The 22,258-nt window shown below is 44.9% G+C and carries 19 protein-coding genes, 1 rRNA gene and 1 other RNA gene; 7 read left to right on the top strand and 14 right to left on the bottom strand.

What is annotated here, in order from left to right:
* Nucleotides 1-14: 14 nt before the first annotated feature.
* From yidC to LEP1GSC061_RS16020, 8 genes are all read right to left on the bottom strand, one after another.
* Nucleotides 15-1,874, bottom strand: a complete 1,860-nt coding sequence (yidC, locus tag LEP1GSC061_RS16055) for a membrane protein insertase YidC (RefSeq protein ID WP_016546884.1) — start codon at nt 1,872-1,874, stop codon at nt 15-17.
* Nucleotides 1,875-1,876: 2 nt separating this feature from the next.
* Nucleotides 1,877-2,104, bottom strand: a complete 228-nt coding sequence (gene yidD, locus LEP1GSC061_RS16050) for a membrane protein insertion efficiency factor YidD (RefSeq protein WP_016546521.1) — start codon at nt 2,102-2,104, stop codon at nt 1,877-1,879.
* Nucleotides 2,101-2,421 carry a ribonuclease P protein component gene (gene rnpA, locus LEP1GSC061_RS21255; protein ID WP_084680526.1) on the bottom strand — a complete coding sequence of 107 codons (321 nt, stop codon included), beginning with the start codon at nt 2,419-2,421 and terminating at the stop codon, nt 2,101-2,103. The genes yidD and rnpA overlap by 4 nt, the downstream gene beginning before the upstream one ends.
* A gap of 9 nt (nt 2,422-2,430) precedes the next feature.
* Nucleotides 2,431-2,592, bottom strand: coding sequence for a 50S ribosomal protein L34 (rpmH, locus tag LEP1GSC061_RS16040; RefSeq protein ID WP_016546812.1), 162 nt, complete (start codon nt 2,590-2,592; stop codon nt 2,431-2,433).
* A gap of 144 nt (nt 2,593-2,736) precedes the next feature.
* Nucleotides 2,737-2,853, bottom strand: a 5S ribosomal RNA gene (rrf, locus tag LEP1GSC061_RS16035).
* 45 nt (nt 2,854-2,898) lie between these two features.
* A complete protein-coding gene (locus LEP1GSC061_RS16030) occupies nt 2,899-3,732 on the bottom strand; it encodes an Fpg/Nei family DNA glycosylase (protein ID WP_016546718.1) in 834 nt (277 codons plus the stop codon).
* Between the two features lie 9 nt (nt 3,733-3,741).
* Nucleotides 3,742-6,084 carry a hypothetical protein gene (locus LEP1GSC061_RS16025; RefSeq protein ID WP_016546159.1) on the bottom strand — a complete coding sequence of 781 codons (2,343 nt, stop codon included), beginning with the start codon at nt 6,082-6,084 and terminating at the stop codon, nt 3,742-3,744.
* Between the two features lie 150 nt (nt 6,085-6,234).
* On the bottom strand, nt 6,235-7,500 hold the full coding sequence (locus tag LEP1GSC061_RS16020; RefSeq protein WP_016546809.1) for a pyridoxal phosphate-dependent aminotransferase: 1,266 nt from the start codon (nt 7,498-7,500) through the stop codon (nt 6,235-6,237).
* A 98-nt stretch (nt 7,501-7,598) separates the two neighbouring features.
* On the opposite strand from LEP1GSC061_RS16020, the gene LEP1GSC061_RS16015 reads away from it, so the two are divergent.
* From LEP1GSC061_RS16015 to LEP1GSC061_RS16000, 4 genes are all read left to right on the top strand, one after another.
* Nucleotides 7,599-9,533 (top strand): adenylate/guanylate cyclase domain-containing protein, encoded by a 1,935-nt coding sequence (locus LEP1GSC061_RS16015; protein WP_016546627.1) that lies wholly within the window; start codon nt 7,599-7,601, stop codon nt 9,531-9,533.
* 156 nt (nt 9,534-9,689) lie between these two features.
* Nucleotides 9,690-10,646 (top strand): hypothetical protein, encoded by a 957-nt coding sequence (locus LEP1GSC061_RS16010; RefSeq protein ID WP_016546500.1) that lies wholly within the window; start codon nt 9,690-9,692, stop codon nt 10,644-10,646.
* Between the two features lie 135 nt (nt 10,647-10,781).
* Entirely contained in the window at nt 10,782-11,162 is a 381-nt protein-coding gene (locus LEP1GSC061_RS16005) for a transmembrane 220 family protein (RefSeq protein ID WP_016546428.1), read from the top strand.
* Nucleotides 11,149-12,030, top strand: coding sequence for a patatin-like phospholipase family protein (locus LEP1GSC061_RS16000; RefSeq protein WP_016546416.1), 882 nt, complete (start codon nt 11,149-11,151; stop codon nt 12,028-12,030). Before LEP1GSC061_RS16005 ends, LEP1GSC061_RS16000 begins: the two co-directional genes overlap by 14 nt.
* Nucleotides 12,031-12,311: 281 nt before the next feature.
* Here LEP1GSC061_RS16000 and ssrA read toward each other — a convergent pair.
* Nucleotides 12,312-12,656: a transfer-messenger RNA gene (gene ssrA, locus LEP1GSC061_RS21250) on the bottom strand.
* Between the two features lie 137 nt (nt 12,657-12,793).
* Between ssrA and LEP1GSC061_RS15995 the strand changes: the two genes are divergently transcribed.
* Nucleotides 12,794-13,627, top strand: a complete 834-nt coding sequence (locus LEP1GSC061_RS15995; RefSeq protein WP_198014273.1) for an MBL fold metallo-hydrolase — start codon at nt 12,794-12,796, stop codon at nt 13,625-13,627.
* A 64-nt stretch (nt 13,628-13,691) separates the two neighbouring features.
* On the opposite strand, the gene LEP1GSC061_RS15990 is transcribed toward LEP1GSC061_RS15995, so the two are convergent.
* From LEP1GSC061_RS15990 to LEP1GSC061_RS15970, 5 genes are all read right to left on the bottom strand, one after another.
* Entirely contained in the window at nt 13,692-15,749 is a 2,058-nt protein-coding gene (locus LEP1GSC061_RS15990; RefSeq protein ID WP_016546835.1) for an AMP-dependent synthetase/ligase, read from the bottom strand.
* A 206-nt stretch (nt 15,750-15,955) separates the two neighbouring features.
* Nucleotides 15,956-16,234, bottom strand: coding sequence for a hypothetical protein (locus LEP1GSC061_RS15985; RefSeq protein WP_016546112.1), 279 nt, complete (start codon nt 16,232-16,234; stop codon nt 15,956-15,958).
* A gap of 82 nt (nt 16,235-16,316) precedes the next feature.
* Nucleotides 16,317-16,976 (bottom strand): leucyl/phenylalanyl-tRNA--protein transferase, encoded by a 660-nt coding sequence (aat, locus tag LEP1GSC061_RS15980; RefSeq protein WP_040509296.1) that lies wholly within the window; start codon nt 16,974-16,976, stop codon nt 16,317-16,319.
* Nucleotides 16,977-17,018: 42 nt separating this feature from the next.
* Nucleotides 17,019-17,555 (bottom strand): RNA 2',3'-cyclic phosphodiesterase, encoded by a 537-nt coding sequence (gene thpR, locus LEP1GSC061_RS15975; protein WP_016546379.1) that lies wholly within the window; start codon nt 17,553-17,555, stop codon nt 17,019-17,021.
* Nucleotides 17,552-19,384 (bottom strand): bifunctional chorismate-binding protein/class IV aminotransferase, encoded by a 1,833-nt coding sequence (locus LEP1GSC061_RS15970; protein ID WP_016545990.1) that lies wholly within the window; start codon nt 19,382-19,384, stop codon nt 17,552-17,554. The genes thpR and LEP1GSC061_RS15970 overlap by 4 nt, the downstream gene beginning before the upstream one ends.
* Nucleotides 19,385-19,435: 51 nt before the next feature.
* On the opposite strand from LEP1GSC061_RS15970, the gene LEP1GSC061_RS15965 reads away from it, so the two are divergent.
* On the top strand, nt 19,436-21,583 hold the full coding sequence (locus tag LEP1GSC061_RS15965; protein ID WP_016546319.1) for an MASE1 domain-containing protein: 2,148 nt from the start codon (nt 19,436-19,438) through the stop codon (nt 21,581-21,583).
* A 46-nt stretch (nt 21,584-21,629) separates the two neighbouring features.
* Nucleotides 21,630-22,256, top strand: coding sequence for a TetR/AcrR family transcriptional regulator (locus LEP1GSC061_RS15960; RefSeq protein WP_016546143.1), 627 nt, complete (start codon nt 21,630-21,632; stop codon nt 22,254-22,256).
* Nucleotides 22,257-22,258: the final 2 nt, after the last annotated feature.

Raw genomic sequence — 22,258 nt, 5'->3', positions numbered from 1 at the left:
CTCGATATATGAGTTCAGGCTTTTACGGGCGTTCCGTCTTTCTTGCGAACGTTAGTGATCCATTGCTGAGCTATAGAAAGAACGTTCGTAACCGTCCAATACAGGGTCAATCCGGACGGCATACTCCAAAGGAAGAATACCATAACCAACGGCATAATGTACATCATCATTTTTTGGTTCGGATCCGTTTGAACGGAGGTTAGCTTCATGGAAACGAATTGGGTTCCCACCATCAAAAGAACGAGAAGATTTATCGATACTCCGGTCGCAGCGACGAAAGGAATAGCCGGAGAAGTCCAGATAAAGTCCGGCTCGCTCAAATCACTGATCCAAAGGAAAGGCGATTTCCAAAGATCGATCGTATCGGCGAAAGCCACATACAGTGCGAAGAAGATCGGCAATTGGATGAGCATAGGAAGACATCCGCCCAATTGGGAGAGAGGATTCATGTTATGCTTTTTATAAAGCTCCATGATTTTTTCCTGCTTCTTAGCCGGGTCGTTGGCGTATTTCTCATTCAGTTTCTTAAGTTCCGGAGAAAGAGCGCTCATCTTCTTCATCGCTTCCGCTTGCTTTTGATTCAAAGGATAGAAAACCAATTTGAATAAAAGAGCAAAGAGAAGAATTCCGAATCCGTAGCTCGGAATCGTATATTTATAGGATTGCTGTAGGAACCAAACGATACCGTTACGGATAGGAGTGAAAATTCCTTGGTTAAAGGATTTGTTCAGGTCCGTACTCAAACCGGCAAAAACGGACTTAGGATTGCGGAAAGGATCCAATTTGGAATCCCGGAAGAGCATTCCGTCCCATTCTCTGATTCCCACATAATTTGCGAATTCCAGAGTTTCTTCCTTACCTGCATCGATGCTCAAGTTGGAATAAGCGAGGATAGTTCCCGTCTCGTTTTTCTTCCTATTATCGAATAGAATTCCTTCCGCAGGGTGATTCAGTGTATCGGCAACTGCGAGGAAGTATCTGCTTCCGGATCCGACAAAGTCCACGCCCTCTCCGGTACTCCATACGTCTTTGAAACTTTCGTTTCCTCCTGGAGCACCAAAGAAGAAGTTTCTGATTCCTTCCCAGAATCCCCAGGCCTCTCCTCCGTCTACGAAGTCTTTCTCACTTCCGTCCATTCTATACACGCGGAAGTATTTGGAAAACTCCTGCCCGTTCATGTCTCTTCCGTTTGGAACGGGGCCTAAGCTTCCGAAAGTTCTTAAATAAGCGGGCTTATCTCTTTCGCCGAAATATAATTTTTCGCGGCCGGTATTTATAATGGAAATTTCGGTTTTGAAATAATTTTCGTTCGGGAAGAATCGGAAAGTTTTCTTTAAGACGATTCCGTCTTTGGAACCGGTGAATACTAAGGTTCGATTTTCCTTGTCTTCTTCCGCTTTGAAATTCACCAAATTCCAATCGGAATTGGCGACTTCTTCCTTGCGATGTGAGAAGTTGAAATCGAAACCTTTTCCTCTGCTCAATTCAATCGCGTCGAATTTTTGCCCGTCCACTTCGACTTGCTCGTAGTCGGCTCTCGCGATATCGACTTCGGTTCCTTCTATATTCTTATAATTCTTAATATAGAATTTCTCGATTCTACCGCCGAGACTCGAAAGAGTCACGATATGCGATTCGGTTTTAAAGGTGAATTTGCGAACGTCTTTTGCATCCACCGCAGGAGCGGTTTTCGCGGGAGTCAAAGCGGCTTGCTTATCCGCTTCCTTGGTTTCGGCCGGAGCGGAAGTTTGATTCTCTACCGGTGCGGGTTGTTTCGGTTTTCCCATATCGGGATTGAGGAAATAATTCCCCAAAAACCAAATCCCCATGGTGAGTAATAATGCGAGAAAGAGTCTGTTTTGTCTGTCGTCCATTCCTATTTCCTTCTTGGGTTAGGGGGTAAGGGATCCTCTCCGGAAGCGAATAACGGATTGCATCTAAGTATCCGCTTAGCCGCCAGATAGGAAGCGCTAAAAAAATCGTATTGCTGATAGGCCTGCACTGCGTATTCGGAACAGCTTGGATAGAATCTGCAGGATTGAGGAAGCGCAGGAGAAATCCAGCGCTTGTATAACCGAATCAAAAAGATGGCTACTTGGTTCATTTTATTTTCCGAGCCAGTAGACCCAAACATACGAGAAGTTCGGCGTGATCCTTCTCAAAAAGAGCCGGTTTCGCGAGGATGGCGATGTCGAAGCCCTTAGGGAAAGAGTTTGCGATCTCAGCGACCGCCGCTCTCAATCTTCTCCGTATCCGGTTTCTCCGGACCGCTTTACCTACCGACCTTTCCGGGCAGTATAGGAATCTATTTTTCTCCAAATGATTGGAGCGGTAAATAATCGTAAGCGGAGGTTGGATCGCCCTTTTTCCGGAAGAGAATAATTCCCGGATATCCTTCTTGGATGTAAGTGTCTCTTCGATCTTAACTCGTTAGAATTTTTTTCCCGTTCTTTCGTCAGAAACGGTGAGTTTATAACGACCCTTCGCTCTTCTACGGGAAAGAGTTTTTCTTCCGCCGGGAGTCGCCATTCTGGCGCGGAATCCATGTGTGCGTGCACGTTTAATCCGGCTGGGTTGGTAAGTTCTTCTCATATAAGTTTCCTATGTATATCTAAGATTGCAATTTAGGACCCTAGGTTTGGCCTTTCGGGTTAAATTTTTCCCTAAAAGGCTTGGGGTCAATCCGTTTCCCATGGAAGGGACACGATTTCAGAAATAGATGGAATAATAACGGTAACCCGGCAACGTCCTACTCTCCCACACAGCGAACCATGCAGTACCATCAGCGATGAGAGGCTTAACTTCCGTGTTCGGGATGGGAACGGGTGTGACCCTCTCTCTATAATCACCGAGAATCTAAGACCAATGTGGAATAGAAGCCCGAGCTGTCAATCGAATTTAGTAGGATTTATTCCAATCGATGAATTGCTCACCGGCCATTCTTTGGCAATTCGGGCAGAAGAAAGAGTCATAACCCAGAACATTTGCCCGACGAATCGTGGTCCCGCAACGAGGACAGGGCTCATTCTTTCGATTTCTGACTTTTACATGCTCCCTGACTTTCACGTCGAGAGGCGCTCGTTTTGCTCGAATGTATTCTATGGAATCGAAAAGCACCTTACGAATACTCGAATACAATCCCAGTTTTTCCTCTTCCGTAAGTTTATGACACGGAGTCTTGGGATGGATCTTTGCCTCGAACAGAACCTCATCCGCGTAGGCGTTTCCGAGGGCGCTGAGTTTGGTCTGATCCATTAAAAACGCTCGGGTCTGCTGCCTACTTTTGTTGATCAGATTCAAGAACGTATCTTGAGTGAATTCTTCGGAGAGAATGTCCACGCCTTGGTCTGGATATTTAGGAATTTGGACTAGTTGTTCGGCAGAAGCGAAATATACCTTACCCATTCTAACATCGTCGGAATAATTCAGCACCTTGTTTTGGAATCGGATCCGAACGCATAGATCCTTCTTCTTGTATTTAGGATCCAAGGAGAATCTGCCGGCTAGCATGGGATGCACAACTATATGTCGGGAGCCGAATTGAAAATTCAGAAAAGGCCCCCTTCTTTCCAAACCTACGAATGGAAGATTCGAATACGTTTCCTCCAAAGAAGAAGCGGACATATTGCGGACAACGATCGGATCTACCACATCCACTCCCTGTAGAATCTCTCCGGGAAGTTCGAGGAGCAGACGCTCTCTTATGACGACTAGATCCGGAAGCTCTGGCATGCGGATAAGCTATTTCTTTTTGCGACTAGGTAGATACTTGTAATATTCTACCTCGATCGTATTGATTAAGAATGTATAATATTTAACCAGCTTCTTGTCGTATTTCTTTTTCTGGGCTTCGTTACGCAGAAATTCGGAAATCTGATCCCGTATAAGAGGAGCTTTCAAATCTGTATGACTGAGAATAATGGAACTTGGCATCCCGGGCGGAACGATATCGTCCGGAATAGCGATGATGGCGGAGTTCTGGAGTAAAGCGTATTCGATCGTGGAGGCGACCTTATCGTCATCCGATTCTCCCCTTAGATGGGTCACCGATTGCTTGATATTATCTATATTATCCCAAATCTTCTTACGCAAAGATTTGGAATCGTGGATCTTATCCTGGATCTTAGTGAATCGATTCGGAAATACGAATCTTTCCGCTCCTTTTACGATCAGGTTGATCTTCTTTTCCTTAGGACTTTCGGATTTTCCGAAATGCTCGTCAGCGTCGTCTTCATCTCCGCTAACATAATAATCTCCAACGGAAGAAGCGATTCCGGAATAATCCGCTTTGAATCCGGAACCTCCGCCGCCCTTAGACCCGCTTCCCGCGAGAATATCGGATTTCTCCCTATCTCGGAAAAATACTGCGAGTAAACCTCCGATCACGAGAGATACCGGCAGTCCGACCAATATGATTCCGGCTGCGTTAAAATGAACGCTCGCAATCAAGAAGAATAGCATCGTTCCCACAAAGCCCAAGAGCCCCATGGATAGATTCAGCTTCTTGGCGAGCGCCTCACTCTTTTGGCGGTCCTCCACTTCTTTTTCCATAAGCAGGGCGTCTTGTTGCAATTTCACGACATAGTCGGCCTTTAGCATGGAATTCAGTGCAGGATCTTTGGAAGCGATCAATGCCGCATTAATCTCCTTCGCGATCGAAAGTTCCTTTTCCGCGGAAGGATTCACTTTAGCCTCAGCGGTCAATTTATGGAGAACGGCGGCCATATATCCGGGATCGACCGCGTAGATTTCGGTCGTACCGTCTTCTTTCTTGATTTCCTTTAGGCCCAGTTTGGATTTGAATTCTGTGACCATCTCCGACACATACTTGGAGACTTGCTCGGAATCGTTGATTCCCACCGCATCCAATCTTTTTTCAGGGCTGAAACGATATAATGTGTGATTGCCCTGGGAATTTTCTTTTATCTGAGTCAGTATCCTGTGCTTCAGACTTTTGTAGGCGCCTTCAACTTTTCTTTCACTTAAAAGAGCCTTCTCTTCTATCAGCTTACGAATGATTCTAGTAGATAAAATACATGCTTCCGCGACGCGTTTTCCGAGATCATCCTTTTCCTTATCGAAAGGAAAATCCTCTACAAGCTGAATAAGCGCCGTAACCTTTTCGCTATTTTGGCGTCTTCCCGGTTCGGCGCTCCCGTGAACGTTTTCAAAATCTTGTATTCTCGATTTGAACAACGAATATCCCGCACGATCCGCCAATTGCTTTAGATAAGTAAGAGCAAAAACTTCCAATGCGTCGCTCTGGGCCCTGTAATGGGAAATGACTTCGGGTTGACTTACATAAGTGCCGTCCGCATTCAATTGCAAATCGTCTATAATCAAATGGTAGTCCGGAAGTATCTCGGTCACCGCTTCCTTATTCTTAGCATAATTGATGAAGTCCCCTAGAAAATCGTTCATGGGAATATAACTGTAAGGCTGAAAGCCTCTACGCAAAAGACTGGCCATCTCGGATTGGAGAGATGCGAGCTTGGGGTATAACCAGATTTGTCCGGATTTATTCTTATGCAAAAGCATCGCACCCGGACGATCCTCTTCCAAAGCCCTAGGCTTCTTGGCGCGATTGGTTAAAATAAGATCTATGGTCTCTTCTGAAAAAGTAAAGCAAGCCTTACGATAAGGAGTCACATCCGTCTTTGCTTCTTTCTGAGGAGAAGCTAATGCGATTCTTGCTATCACCTTGTTTCCGTTCCGAACTAGAAATGGATACATGAGAGCCGACTTATTTCTCCCTCTCTTTTCCACATCCAGGATCTGTTTCAAAGCCATGTCCACGGAAGGAGGAGACTTGGCCTGCTCGCTTAAGTTTCTATATTTATTTAATAACTCCCCGAGTTTTTCCAGAGTGAGCAGGTAAGAAGGATGTACGCTTTTGGATCCGTGTTTCTCGGTCTTTTTATGCCAATCTCTTAATTCGTCTAGGATACAACGCGCAGTTGCGGACAGGCCGACGGCCCCGTCATTCAAGAAGATATAGTCCGGCTGCAAGGCCTCCAGATCGGGGGCCTTGGTTTGGTTGGAAGCTAACTCTTCAAAGGATATTTCCTGCTCCAAGATTTCCATATTTGCACGTACTCGGATAACAATCCTGATTCAGGTTTTTCTATTTATTTCCTTCCCGTCAGAATCCGGAACAGAAAGGGAGATTGAAACTATTTTATGCCTTCCGAAGTTTCAGTAGAATAACGGAGGACCTAGAAATAATAACACCTTCTATTCTTGATATCGGCGTAAAACCTGACCGATTTTCCGAATTCCTTCCTGAATTTCCAAATCTTCTCTTGCAAAACTGATACGGGCAGAGTCCTCTCCTAAGAAAGAATCCGGACCCTGCCCTGGAAAAAAATACCTTCCCGGGACGATGATCACTCCCTCTTCTTTTAGAAGGGGGTATAACTCGGAAATCTTTCGACTCAATCCTGGAAATCTGACCCAAAGAAAAAAGGCTCCTTCGGATTCGTGAATCGCATACCGTAACTTGCCCTTCCATTCTTTTCGAACGGTCTCGAGCATGAAGTTTCTCTTTTTAAGATAATAAGGCCGAACTATGTCTCGACTCAATCTGGCCCATTCTCCGGAACGAAGGAATTCCAACGCAATGTACTGTCCTAAGTTCCCGCTAGCCAAATTCAAAACTGCATTGGCTTTGTTTAAAGCGGAAACGATCTCAGGGTCCGCCAAAACGAATCCGGTCCTCACACCGGGAAGTCCTATCTTAGAAAGACTGAAACCTTGGATCATTCCTTCTTTATGAAACAATCCGTCTTTGCCGAATAAAATCCCTGGAAAGGGAAAGCCGTAAGCATTATCTAAAAGAAAAGGAATATTTCGGGAATGGGAGAATTCGTGTAGAAACTCCAACTCCTCTCGATCCGCCACTCTTCCTGTGGGATTCGTGGGACGGGAAAGCACGACACTACCTAAAGGTTCCCGAGCATCGTCCCAATTTTTTAGCGCTTCACGATCCAATTCATAACGAAAAGTATCCTCTCCAATTTCCCGTATTTTGCCCATAGCATATGCAAAGGAATTCTTATGGATCGGCTGATCCAAATAACCGATGTATTCGGGCAATACGGGAAGAAATGCCTTTCTAAATTTTCCGCCTTCGTATTCTCCCGAGAAGAAATTGAGTAAAAGATAAAATGCGCTCTGGGAGCCGTTCGTAATCGCGATCTGTTCCTTTCGAACCGAAAGTCCGAATTGAGAGCCGAGTAATTCCGCGATAGACTCCAGAGTTCCTTCTTTTCCGGAAGGGCTTTCGTACTTTCCTAGAATGGAATCCCATGTTCCTTTTCCGGTAAAATCGGAGAGTATCTTTTTCCAAACCTCCTCTACTTCGGGTATAAGCGCTGGGCTGCCTCCCCCTAACATGGAAACCCCCGGTTCCGGATTTCCAAGATCCTCCATCAATTGTCCGATCCCGGTTTGGTTCTTGAATTTGGTTCCGAATTCGGAAAGTCTGAATTTTTCGGTCATATACTTATTCCACTTTTCTTTTAGCGAAAGTTCCGAAAAGATAATCTAAGAAGAGTGGAATTTTTTTATTCCGCATAATCGATTTTCGGAGCAGAAGAATGCAACAGGCGGCGCCTATCGAAGACGAATTGGATCCGGATACATTGGACCTACCCGCATATCTAAACCGCTTTCCTTGGGAGGAAAGATGGATTAGCCTCGGGAAGCCGATCGAAAGTCTCTGGCATTTCGACTTAGACGCTTCTCCTCAAGAACTTTGGCCTTGGTTGATCGACACTTCTTCCTTTAACAAACGGATAGAGATTCCGGAAATGAAGTTTAAGGAAATCGGAGGTAGGCTATTCGGAACCTCCAGAAACGCAGGGATTCCAATGGAGTGGGAAGAAGTTCCTTGGGAATGGGAATATTGCAAGCAATTGAATAACGCTAGAATATATTCCAAAGGTTTTGCGCATTACGTTCGTACCAGATATCTACTCTTCCCTTTAGAAGAAAACGGGACCCGACTCTTCGTATATTTCGGATGGATTCCTAAAGGCGCCTTCGGTAAAAACCTTCTAAAATTCGGAATGGTTCAAATGCAAAAGTCCTACCAAAAAGGACTGCAAGGGCTCTTGGAGGATATGCGCAAAGCCAAGAATCTAAGCTCTTTGGGTCCTAGTTCGTTAAGTCTTCTTAAGGAACTGAAGACCGAGCGAGGCACGGTTTTTCCAGCAAAGATCCAACAGATAAGAGTAGGATTCATACGAGAAGGACAACCTAGAGAACTCGTAGACAAGGTTTTGAATTACGTTTTAGATGCGGACGAGACGGACCTATATAGAATTCGAGTTAAAACCCTAGCAAAAGCCTGGTCCGTTCCGGAAAGAGAACTATTACTTGTGTTCCTACACGGATGTCGTCTCAGCTTATTTACCTTATCCTGGGATGTGGTGTGCCCTCATTGCAGAGGAGTCAGGACCGAAGCTCAACATCTGGGAGATGTTCCTACTCGGGATGCTTGTGAAGTATGCGATATCCAATTCGAATCGAATCAATTGAACTCCATAGAAATCACGTTCCATGTGCATCCTTCGATTAGGGAAATTCAAAAGAGAATGTTCTGTGCGGCAGAACCGGCGACCAAAACCCATATCCGATTCCAAAAATATCTACAACCCGGCGAATCCTATTCCGCAAGGCTTCTACTCGATCCGGGAACCTACAGATTGAGAGTCAACGGAGAAAAAAAATACACCCTTTTAAACATAAAGGAATCTAACGAAAACCCTTCCCTCAACTGGCAACCGAACCGACTTCCTGAAGAAGTGGAAACGGATTCTCATCCTTTACTCACGCTGAAAAACGACCTTTCTGCCCAGCAAGGCTTTATCATAGAAGAAAGAAGAGAGGATCAGGACAGCTTAAGGCCTACTGACTTATTCAATTTTCAGGACTTTCGGGATCTGTTTTCACAGGAAGCCCTATCCACGGATTTACAGTTGGATATAGGAATACAGACCATTCTATTCACAGATATAGTAGGTTCCACTAAATTCTATTATAATAAAGGGGACTCGGGCGCCTTCGCGGAAGTACGACACCATTTCGTAGAAGTTTATAAGGTAGTTCGCGAATTGCAGGGAGCCGTTGTGAAAACCATTGGCGACGCCGTGATGGCCTCCTTCTCCTCTCCCGCAACCGCAGTAAGAGCGGCCGTTCAATTGCAGGAATTCTTTTCCGATTCCAATCCGGATACTCCGATTCGGATTCGGATCACCGTACATGCGGGCCCCTGCCTTGCTGTGAACCTGAATAGCAATATAGACTATTTCGGAAACACCGTAAATTTCGCGGCAAAACTCCAGGCGATCGCCGAAGGGGAAGAGATCGTTTTTTCCGAAGCCGTTTTTAGAGATAAGGAAATTCGGAAGCTGATGACCGAGGAAGGATGGAAGGTGAAAAGAGTTCCTTTCCACCAGAGTTGGATCAATCAGGAAACGGTCGCTTATAAACTCGTGCGATCTCCAAGCCAGGAATCAAAAGCGGAATAATCTCATAAAGATCCTTTTCATAGAGAAAAGCACATTCTCTTCCCCTAATTATGTCCCATTTGTTACACAAAAAGAGCATAACGCAACAATGTAATGTATTTTTTAATTTGATTTATATAATATAATTATATAGTATATTACGAAATAAGGTACTATATGAACCCATGCTTAAAAACCCTAATTCTTTTGCAGATCATCCTTGCCCTACGGTGCTCGTTCGGAGCCAAAACCGAATCTCAAAGCCGTATCATCGATCCGTACCCTTCACTAAAGGATGCCGTACCCGAAGCGTCCCGACACAATGAAGTAAATAAGGCGATAGAAGCTTATGAAAAATTCATAAATCAAGACAAAAAGGAACCGAATAAAGCGATTGAACTGATCGATCAAGTAATTCAGAAAGCAAACAAAAACAAAGAAACAAATATCGTCAGCAAGGCCGAAGGAATTAAAAACGAAATCCGAGCCGATTTAACGAAAACCCGAAATGAAGAGCTAAATATGGTTAAAGCCGAATTTGAAAAAGCCCTAAGCGGTTGGAAAGAAAGCTTAGCGAAAGTAGAAAAGAATGCGGACAATCAATCCGATAAGAAAATCAAATTAACGCTCGTTGGTATCCTGATAACCGTTTCTATTGCGGCACTTACCGCAGCTAGTCCCGCAAATATAACAATCATCTCAGGCCTGGGAGCAGCAGGTGGAGGAATCGTAACTTTCCAAAACACATTAGTGGAAGAGGGTCAGACAAGAGTAGCAAATGTCCGAGTCTATGAAACAATTAAGACCAAGGGCGAAAGCGCGGTGACCGAATATTACCAAGCATATACGGAAATGAAAATTGATCCCTTAGGAGTGGATTTTGTTAAACATTCAACCACCGCCTGGAAGTCGGTAGGAGAACTCCAAATGGCTACCATTCACGACATTCCATTATCAACCGAGGAAGAAATAGAATCGTCTCGAAAAAGAGCCGAAGCGGAAAAATCCGGCATGGATGAAAATTTGAAAGGAGTTATTGAGAAACTAAAGACGGAAAAATCGAATCGCAAATCCAATGTGGCGAAATATACGGAACTGAGAAAAGCAATAGACGAGGCTTTAAAAGAAAAGTAACCCAATACGCAAGAACAATCTTAAACGGGAAGGAGAGCCGATTCTAAGCAAAGGTTCCCAAAACGTTTTTTAAAAAACGAGTTTTCAGACCGAAAAGTTTCCGGAAGATGAGTCATTCCTATAAGGGGGATTCCTATGTTTTCCTTCCTCTCTATTCTTCTATGCGCTTACTTTCTTTTTGCGGCCGGAGTGCAATACAACGATCCGGATCCGTTGCACTGGGCGGTATTATATTTGGTTTCCGCATTCACATGCGTTCTCGCGGCCATGGGAAAGAAAAATCTTCCTCTACTCCATATTCTCATAGGTATGGCGCTCATAGAAATCGCGATCACCGGAGACGGTTTTATCAATTGGCTCCGATTCGGAGAGGAGAATCTGATCACCGCAAAGATGGCCCAGGAAAAACCGTATATAGAACTCGGAAGGGAATTTTTAGGCGCTCTAATCAGCTTAGTCGTTGCGATTTGGTTTACTTTCCGTAAAACTAATACGAAGCAAGATGCAACTTCCTAAATTTAACAAAAAAAGAAAAGGCCGCGCACTCATCATAGAAGGCGGAGGAATGCGAGGTTCTTTTGCGGGAGGGGCATTGGCCAGCCTCGCAACCTTACATTCTCCGGAAGAATTCGATCTTGTGGTCGCAGTGTCTTCGGGGTCCTGCTCGGCAGCGTATTACGTAACCCAACCGAATCCGAGCGAGGAGGAAATCGAACAGGCTTTGGATATTTGGAGAGTTGACTTAGCGGGAAATCGTTTGATCTCCTTTTGGAATCTTCTTCACGGAAAAAGAATCCTAGACCAGGACTATCTGATTCGGAATATTTTTCAGGAGAAATTTCCGATCCGAACGGAAGTCTTAAATAAAAAGAAAACCGTTCCGTTTTACGTTGCCTTAAGTAGTTTCGAATCCTTCCGTCCGGTCTATCTTAGAGCGACTGCGGAAAATCTCTTTCCTCTCTTAAAGGCGGCCACTTCTCTGCCCATCGCGACGACCGGCTTTGGAAATGTGGAAGGCGGAATTTATACGGATGGAGGAGTATTGGATCCTGTCCCTGTAGAGGCAGTTTTGGATGCGGGCTACAAGGAAATCACCACCGTACTTACGAAGCCGATTCATTTTTACCAAAAGCCGACTCGCCCTTGGTTCGGAAATCTTGCCTTTCCTAAATCTCCCGAAATGGGAAGAATGCTAGTCGCTCAACGTCATACGATGTACAATCGCGCGATGCAAATTCTAAAGAACCCTCCGAACGGAATCCGATTCAAGATCATCGCCCCGGAAACCGAACTACCGGCGGGACGCATGACTACAAATGCGGAATTGCTCCGCCAAACGGTGCAATTAGGAATCGAGCAAGGAAAGAAGATTCTTCAAAATTGATTGCTTCGAACCCGCGGAGCGCAATCCGTAGAGAACGAACGCGCCCGAAGGGATGGGCATCGAAGTAGCTGCTATACAACAACTAAACTACAAAGAATTACTTGGAGACGCCGGGGTTCGACGTTACGCAGTCTTACTTCCTGTTCGACTAAGCTCCACGCCGTCTCGACCCTGCCTCGCTACTTCCTGTAGCTCGGACGCGTCCGCGACGCTCCCTATGGGTCGCTGCTTCCGCTTTCACGGTCTCGCTTCAAACCCCAATCTTGGGTTGAAAGAATTACTTGGAGACGCCGGGGTTCGAACCCGGGTCCTATTGCGTCTTAATACGGCCTCTACGTGTTTGTCTTATGTTTTAAATCTCGGAAGGCCTTAGCCCATAAGCAGGCGTGTCCTTCCTATTCGATCCAAATACTCTCTAAATCGGGAACCGAAAACCGGCTTAGAAAGTCTCCCGTTTGAGTCAGAAGAAGAACCACCGGGAGAGTAAGCTTTCCTTCCGAAGCAGCGATTAAGCTGCTAGTGCTAATTCGTTGTTAGCGTTTAAAGTTTTGAAGGTTTTTAAGAGGCCCCTCACCCCTACATGCCACCGTACCTTAACTACAACAGTCGAAACCAAATTCGTCCCCGTTGCTTTTGTTAATTAGACGTCTACGGTGCAAATCGGGGGGATGGAATGCAAGAAAAAACGAAAAAACCCTTTCCCAAGAACCTTACTTTTATTTTTTCTTGGAAAATATTCCATCGGCAACCTTTCCCTCATTTTATGCAAACATCTCGAATTCGGATTTTTATTTGCCTTCTATTCCTATGGCAGTGCGGCTCTTCTCCGACTAAGCTAACTTTCGGAAAAAAGCTGGGAATCGCATCGGACGGAATTTATGCGATTCTCTACGGAAAGGGAGAAATTTCCCTTTTTCGTGGAGATGAGGGAGAAGAGCCTAAGGAGATATCCTTTCTCTTTTTTTGTATCAAGGATAAAGGCAGAACGATTCTGATCGATTCCGGTATCTCATCCTACGAAACCCGAGACTTTCCGGAGATACGCGGTTGGATCTCCCCCGATAAGATTCTCTCCGAAGCGGGACTACCTCCTAAATCCGTGACGGATATCGTTCTCACGGATTATCGTCCCGAACATTCCGGCGGGATCTGGCTATTTCCGAACGCTAAAATCTATCTTCATCCGAAAGCGGCAAAATTTCTGATAAGCGCTAAGTCTCCTACCAGAATCCGCAAGACCATCACCGAAAAACAAAAAGCCGGAAAGTTTATCCTCTTAAATCCCGGAATAGAATTAGCTCCCGACTTTCGCATCCTATTTACGGAAGGACGGACCGAAGGATCGATAGCGGTAGAATGGCTGCGTAGACCGGGCGAAAGAATCCTTTTTTCCGGAGACGAATGTTACTTTCCGGAAGATTGCGCCAAGTCGAAGACACTCCCTTCCGAGTTGGTACATTCTACACGTCTCCATCGGGAATTTTTAGATTATGCGGAATTACTAGCAAGCCAAGGGACAAGAATCCTTACTTCACACGATCCTTCCCTTCCCGCTTCCGGGGAGGAAGTTTCTCCCCGAATTTTCAAGTTATACTAAAAAGAATCCCCCGGATCTTACCCGAGGGATTCTTTCTACGTTCGATATTTTAGAAAGATAAGGCTTACTTGTATACCTTATCGATTCTCTTTTGGTATTTCTCCGTGATTACATGTCGCTTCATCTTGAGAAGGTTGGTCAACTCGTCCCCAACCTCGAAAGGTTTAGGAGCGATAACGACGTGCTGTACCAATTCGAAGGATTTAAATCCTTGTTTAGTGCTATTGTATTCTCTGATTTCCTTTTTAAAGAATTCAATCACCTTCGGATGTTCAATTATATCCTTCAGCTCGGAAGCGCTGATCCCCTGCTCTTTTAGCCAAGGAGATAAAACTTCCAGATCCGGAACGATGATCGCGCCGAGCACTTTCTGATCTTGACCAAATACCATGGACTGCTTGATGTAAGGAGACTCGTCCATACGGTTTTCGATAGGAACCGGTTCCACGTTTTCCCCACCCAAAAGAACAACAGTCTCTTTTGCACGACCGGTTAAAGTCAGAGTGTACTTGTAATTGATGAACCCGATATCTCCGGTGTTCAGCCATCCGTCCACGATGGTCTTTTTAGTAACTTCCGGATTCTTATAATATCCCTTCATTACTTGGGGCCCTTTGATATGAACGATCCCTTTTACTCCCAGTTTTCCGGCTAGAAGTTGCTTTTGATCGTTGATATGTGTCAGAACGTTTCCGTGGTCGTCCCTCAATTGAAGTTCGGTTTTAGGAACCACATAACCGACCGATCCGATGATCGGATGATCGTAATGGCGAACGGAGATCACGGGTCCTGTCTCGGTCATTCCGTATCCTTCCAAAACCAGAAGGCCGATATCGTTAAAGAAATTGTCCACATGGCGTTGCAAAGCTCCCCCACCGGACAATGTTCCTCTCAAACGTCCACCGGTTGCCTGGCGAATTTTTGCAAGAACCACGGCATCCAAAGTCTTAAAGTTGAAGATCAATCCCAAGATCGCTACCGTCAGAAGCACGGGAGCTAAGAAAGCCAACTCAGGCTTATACATCTTCACATATGCGTAAGCTACACCCGTGATGAAAGAAACTGTAAACGGTCCTGTCAGAAGCACTTGGACGATGGAACGGATGCCCAAAGCCAGGGATTTGAAAATATTTCTATTTTCGTAATCCACCTCTTTTCCGGTCAAAAAGCGTAGTCCGGCGTTATAGTTCTTAGAGAAGAAATAAGCCGTATTGAAGAGAAACTTACGAATTGCCGGGGTCTGTTTAGGATCGTTGATCCGGTTATAAATTCCGGTGTAGATACTTTCCCAAACCCTAGGAGCGGAAGCCATGAAGGAAGGTCTCGCTTTTGCCAGGTCGTTTCGGAGGTCGGCCACCTTGGTATAGAAGGTGGAAATCCCCAGGGAAATTGCAGAATATTCGACCACCCGTTCGAAAATATGCCAAACGGGAAGAATCGATAGCATGCTATCGTCGTCCCTAAGTAGGGACTTTTTCAAAATCAAAGGCACGACATTTTCCATCTGGTGGATCATGTTGGAATGCATTAACATAACCCCTTTCGGCATACCCGTGGTTCCGGAAGTATAGATCAGTGTGAATAAATCGTCCGGTTTGATCGCCTCTATGCGTTTCTCGGCCTTATGTCCGCCTTTGGATCTGAGTTCTTTTCCTTTTTCGATCAAGTCGTAAAGATGCAGGACGCCTTTGCTCTTGGTCTTGCTATCTTTGTCCATGATGATTACGGTCTCTACGCCTTTCAGTTTGGACTTATTCTTAACAAATTTCTCATACATTTTGTCGTTTTCGACAAATACTACGGAAGCTTCGGAGTGATTTAAGATATGATCCATTTCCGAATCGGTCACATCCGTTCCGCGAGGGACGTTGGCGCCACCGGTGAATAATACTCCAGCGTCTACGATGATCCATTCTAGACGGTTATCCGCTAACACGCCGATATGCTCTCTCGCTTTCACTCCTAAATCTATGAGTGCTTCGGCTAAGGAAAGGCCTAGGTCTACGAGTTGTTTGAAGGAAGTAGCACGATACTCCTTGGTCTCATCCTTGGACCAAAACGCCGGTCTGTCACCAAATGACTCGGCCGCCTTTAGGTACATGTCTGCTAAATTCTTATACATTGGAGTTGTTTCCTATTGAAGAAGGGGTATATTACGCTTATTGTATAAAGCGGCGTTTACGTTAATGTGGGAAGAGGGCGCGTCAACTAAATTTTAGCAGGAGATATGCTAGGGTGCAGTGCAAAATCGGATAGAATTACAATCGCTATACGATCGAGAAGAGTTCCGTCCGAGATATCTCGGACGGAATGGAAAGAATCAACGGATTATTGTTGCTCTTCTCCGGCGCCTTCTTCAGCAGGAGCAGGAGTTTCGGACTTGGATCCTTCTTCTTTTCCTTTTTTAGATTCTTTCTTGCCCTTTTTTTTGCCTTTCTTCTTGTGCTTGTGCTTCTTCGCTTTCTTTCCTTTTTTCTCGGATTTAGCGGTGTCTTCGGTTTTAGCAGGCTCGTCTCCTGCGGTTTCTTGAGCGCTAACTCCGGTGAATCCGAATAGAGCGATTGCTGAAACAAGCAGAGTTACAAGAATTTTCTTGAATAGGTTCATAAGAGGTCTTCCTATAGTTACGTTGGTTTGTGTCGTAATTTTACAATTATACGAAGCAAATCAAATCCATTTTAAAGAAAAATCACATTTCGAAGCTAGGCGGATTCCATTTGGAAGGCGGGGAGACCGCCTCGCTAAGTCTATCCAGAAATTTCTTCTTGGGTATTTCATAGGCGCCGAGCCCGAGAGTGACCGGATTCATCTGCTGGGTATCGAAGAGAGTGAACCCGTCCTTCTTTAATGTTTCGAAAAGAAAATGCAGACCTATTTTACCGAAGTCGGGAAGAAAAGAGAACATGGACTCTCCCGCGAAGAATTTTCCGATCGCGACCCCATAAACACCCCCTCCTAATCGTCCTTCCTCGTCCCAAACTTCCAGACTATGAGCGTAGCCTTCCCGATTCAAACGAGCAAAACCGTGCAAGAATGTATCCGTGATCCAAGTCTGCTCGTCTTCCCTGTAGGCACAGCAACGCATAACTTGCTCGAAGGCACGATTGAACGTGATCGAATATTTCTTTTGGCGAATCTTTCTCTTAACCCGGGAGCTGATATGCAAAACGTTCAGATCGAATATGGCTCTGGGGTCCAAAGAAAACCAGAGCAGAGGTTTATCCGCCCAAGGGAATATCCCATGTGTGTACGCGTATAAGAGACGATCTAGGCTCAAATCTCCTCCTATACCGACCACTTCTTCCGTGCTGATCTTCGGGTCGGAAAAAAAATCGGAAAAGTCCCGAATAATAGGAAGAGTAGAATCGTTTTGTTTCGGATTTTCCATCGTTCACTCTATCGAAAGCGGATACGTTTCTTCGACCCTGTACATGGCCCCTTCCGGCCCGGTCCGACTGGAAAAAATATGAAATTCCGAAACCTGGATTCCAGTTAACTCGAAAGTTTCGAACTCCTGCAGATATTGATCCAACTTCTTTTCCTGGGTCTTACGAAATCTACCGATCGTGATATGAGGTTTGTATTCTTTTTTTTCGAGGCTGAATCCGACTCTACGAAGAGAAGAATCCAATGATTTCTGCAGATTTTTCAGTTCCTCGGAAGCGATGACGGAAGTGTATAAAACTTCAGGTGACTTATGTCCGAAAATGCCCACCCCTTTAATATCGATTCTAAACGGTTCGAATCGAATTTCCGAACAAATTTCGGATACGATCTCGATTTGGTCCGGATCCAATTCTCCCAAGAATGCAAGGGTCAAATGAAAATTCTCCGGATCCAGCCACCGGATTCCTTCCAAGCCGATACAAATTCTATGCAAAGATTCCTTGGTTTCTTCGGAGAGAGATATGCCGATAAAAGTTCTCATTCAAAATCGATCCCGGCTACCGGTCGAAGACCGCGCAAAGAATTTACGAGTACTATCCTTTCGGCCATTCTTAAATCTTCTTCGGAGATCGACGTTTCCTGCGCGTGAAGCCTTCGAATCCATTTTTTCCGAGCCACCCCGGGAAGTAAGCCATGTTCCAAATTCGGAGTAAACCATTCTCCGTTCTTTTGCAAAAAGACAGAATGAATACATCCTTCCGTTAGGTTTCCTTTTTCATTCAGAAAAATCATATCCATATAATTTCCGGAAAGAGCGTAGGAGAATGCGGAAGAATAGAGTTCTCGAATATTGGTTTTATGATATAGAAAAAGATTTTTAGAATCGATTCTCTTTTTGGAAACCAGGACTCTTCCGGATTTGGGAAAAGAGGCCATAGGATTTTGCTCGGAGTATATTTTTCCATTCCTATGCAACCGGATCCTTATACGAAAAGAATTTCCTTCCATACGAGAAAGGCGGGATCGAAGATCGAGTATTTCTTTTTCCCATTCCGAATCAGACCACAGAAATCCCAACTCTAATGCGGAGCTCCTTATTCTTTCCCGATGCTCTTTCAAAGAATAAAAGGTTCCTCGTTTATAGGCTAAGGTCGTAAAAATATAAAAAGTTCCTTCCGGATCTTGCAGTCTGTCCTTTAGAAATTTCAGTTTGGACCAAGATTCTTCCCACTCGGAACTCGGATCCGAATCGATCGTAATTCCCGAGCCGACTCCGATTCTTCCTCTTCGAACCTCTCCGGAAATTTCCCGAAACTCCAAGGTTCGAATCGCGATGGATACAGTATCCCGTTCAGGAGTTAAGAAGAAGATCCCACCCGTATAAATTCCTCTATCCCCTTCCAGACTTCGAATGATCTCGGACGATCTTTTTTTAGGAGCCCCCGTAATGGAGCCTCCGGGAAATAAAGCCTCTAGGACGGAAATCCAATCGGTACCGGGTAAGAGTTCCGAACGAATCTCGCTCGTCATTTGCAATACCGTAGGATATTCTTCTATAGAGAATAATTTGGAAACTTCCACCGATCCGGCCTGGGAAATTCTACCCAGATCGTTTCTCATTAAATCGGTGATCATAAGATTCTCGGCCCTATCCTTGGGAGAATGGAATAATTCCTCCTTTAAGGCAAGATCTTGCTCTATATTCTCCCCTCTGGGTCTGGTTCCTTTCATGGGTAAAGTACGGATCTTAGTTCCTTTTCTTTCCCAAAATAATTCAGGCGAAAAAGATAGGATGTCCATCGGACCGGAAGGATTCGTATTTCCGGTATGAATCCATGCCTCGTACGGCACCGGTTGATTCTTCCTGAGGTCGAAGAAAAATCTGCCTGTAGAACCGATATGTTCTATTTCGATCGGAAAAGTAAGATTCACCTGATACACGTCTCCGCTTTTCAGATGCTCGTGAATCGTCTCCAAAGATTTTAGATAATGATTTCGGTCGGGAAAATTTCCCACTTGAGCGAAGTATCCCGAGTCCGAAAATCTTTCCTCCCAAAGACTCAATTCTTCGTGAGATAGAGTCGAGTATTCGGAAGAAAGTGCAAACCATAAAAGAGGAGTTTCGTAGTCCTTGTCCTCCTCCGAGTCGTTTAAGAATATTTCCCCCGCCTCGTAGGAGATCCAACCCGCTGCACAAAATCCTTTTGCGAGTCGTTCTCGAATTTCTTCTAGTATTTTCCTTGCTTCTCTTCGTCGATTAGTAGTAAGAATTTCCTTCGGATGAACTAGAATCGGCAATCCCTCGGGCGAAAATCCTCCGCCTAAAAAAATAAAGGGAACGTCGATATCCGTATAGCGCTTCAAATTCATGGATCGGTCTTTAGGCCGACTTTAAACCGGCTCTCGAATTCGGACAGCGAAATGGAAATCTTTCGGAGATTCATGCTCATAGAATATAGAAAGGCCGGAACGGCTTCGGCAAAAATCCTGATTGTAGCAGGCGTTTATTTCGCTTTGGCTAAAATCGGATATAGTATGGCCGCTTATTCTGAATACGCGTCTCCCATTTGGCCCGCTTCGGGGCTCGCTCTAGCCGCTCCGTTATTATTCGGTAAGGTCTGTCTTATAGGAGTATTCTTCGGATCCTTTTACTATAATTACGAAATCAAATCGCAAGCGATCCAGCAAATCGGAGCCTGGCCTTTCGTTGTGGAGGCTCTTCTCATCGCATTCGGAAGCACTCTCCAATCGTATATCGGCTCCAGTCTATTCCAACGATTCATTCCTAAATTGGATCTTACTAAAAACGTAGTATATGTGATCCGCTTTCTTTGGATCTCTGCTCTGGTATGCATCGTTGGATCGACCGTCGCTAATTTCGGATTATTCCTATTAGGAATTCTTCCCTTAGATACGATTTTGAAAACCTGGGTTATCTGGTGGACGGGAGACACTCTAGGTATTTTCGTATATTTCCCGTTTTTTCTCTCTTGGTTGGGGCCCGGATTCTACCGACTCAAAACCCATTCTTGGTGGGAAAGCTTCGGTATCGTTTCCTTGCTTTCCTTTATCGGAGCGGGACTATTCTATTTTTTTAAAATCAATTCCATTCCGGTATATTTCCCGCTTTCGTATCTGCTCATTACCGTCACAGTACTCTCTTCTCTTCGTTTCGGATTACGAGAATCTTCTTTGGTTCTGATTCTTATCTCCGCGATCGCCATCCTAGGAACAATCAACTCAAACACTCCTTATATAACGCCTTCCAAAGAAGTGACTCTTCTTCTCTTGCAGAGCTTTTTATCGGCTATCTCCATCTGCTCCCTTTTAGTGACTACCGTGGTCCGGGAAAGGTTGGATACCGAAAAGAAACTAGTAAGATCGCATAAGGAACTCGAGGATATAGTGCGGGAAAGAACCAAAGAGCTGGATCGCTCTAATCGCTCTTTAGGAAATAGCGAAGCGATTTATAAGAGCCTCTTCGAGAACGTTCCCATCGCAATTTTCGAATGCGATTACAGCGAAGTAAAGAAAACCCTGGATTCCTTGCCTCACATGTCAAAGAAGGAATTCTTTCAGTTCATAGTTAAGAACGAGGATTTTGTCTCTAGATGCTACGAGTCCGTAAAAGTTTTGGATGCCAATCGGGAATCGATTCGAGTCTTTCAGGCCAAGTCCAAAGAGGAAGTAATCGAACTGACCAAAGAATTCTTTCGATCCGGAAACGAAATGCATTTCAGAAAAGTGCTGTTTAGTATCCGCTTCGGAGGAAGAATCTTAGAGACGGATATGATTCTGCGGACCTGCAAAGGAAAAACCTTCGACGCTGCAATCCGTTGGGCGCTAGCTCCCGAATTCGAATCCACTTTCGGATCCGTGATTATAACAGCTATGGAAATCACGGGAAAGAAGCAAGCGGAGAGACAACTCAAAACTTCCTTACGCGAAAAGGAAGTGATGCTAAAGGAGATACATCATCGGGTCAAAAATAATCTGCAGGTGATCTCCAGCCTTTTCAGTCTGCAATCGGAATATGAAAACGATCCTAAGATCCACGACGCTTTCGTGGAAAGCCAAAATAGAATCCAAACTATGGCCTTGATCCATGACGAACTCTACCAATCTACGGATCTGGGTAATGTGGAATTCTCGGGTTATTCCAGAAGATTGGCGGAAAATATACAAGCTGCTTACAAGATCGGTCCGGAAGTACTTCTAGAAATAGATTCCAAAACCTTGTATTTGGAAATCAATATAGCAATTCCTCTCGGTTTAGCTTTGAACGAGCTACTTACGAATTGTTTCAAATACGCTTTCCCGAGAGATTTTACTCCGATAGGAGGACAACCTAAAATCCGTGTGAAAACGGCGCTCGAGTCCGGAAGCGTAATTTTAAAAGTCTCCGACAACGGAATCGGACTACCTAGCGAACTGAATCCGATCGAGACTCCTTCTTTCGGCCTCACTTTAGTACAGGTCTTAACCAAGCAGCTAAAGGGAAAACTGGACTTTTCCAGTTCAGTCGGAAGCGGAACCGATTTCTTAATTCGCTTCGATCTACCGAATTAAGAAAATTCCTTGCCTATCCTAGCGTTCGATCGGAGTAAGGAACACGATGAGAACCAAAGCTCCCAGCCCCATCGCCAATCGCGCAGAGGCAAGAAGGGAACAAATCCTAGAAGCGGCTCTGGACGTTTTTTCGGAGAAAGGATACCATGAAGCGGGAATCGCCGATATCGCCGGAAAGTTGAATATCGGACACGGCACCTGCTATCGCTATTTTAAGAATAAGTTGGATATCCTTCACGCTTTGGTGGATAGGATTCTAATCGGGCTACTGGAAGTCGTAAAAAAAGAGAGTCCCGAAAAATCCGATACTCTAGAAGAATATAGAAATCAAATCCGCAATATCGGCTTGGAGCTTTTCCGCCTTTTCAGCTCCGATCCGAGACAGGCAAAAATCGTATTCTTCGAAGCGATGGCCTTAGATGAAACCGTAAAAAGAAAAGTTCAGTTAGGCATCAATAAGAGCGCCAGATTAACCGAGCTTTATCTTAAGAATGGGGTGAAGAAGGGTTTTCTCCGCAAGGAACTGGATACTAGAATCGCATCCCAAGCGATCAACGCGATGATGTTCGAAGGAATCCGAATCAGCCTTTCCTCTAAATCGGATTCCAAATTCGCAAAACGATGGTTGGAAGAAATGCCCACCCTGATGCTGGAAGGAATGGGCAAACGCTAGCT

Origin of the sequence: Leptospira wolffii serovar Khorat str. Khorat-H2 (assembly GCF_000306115.2) — a bacterium.
GTDB lineage: Bacteria > Spirochaetota > Leptospiria > Leptospirales > Leptospiraceae > Leptospira_B > Leptospira_B wolffii.
Note: the sequence above shows the minus strand (reverse complement) of the source record. Positions and strands in the feature narration are given on the sequence as shown.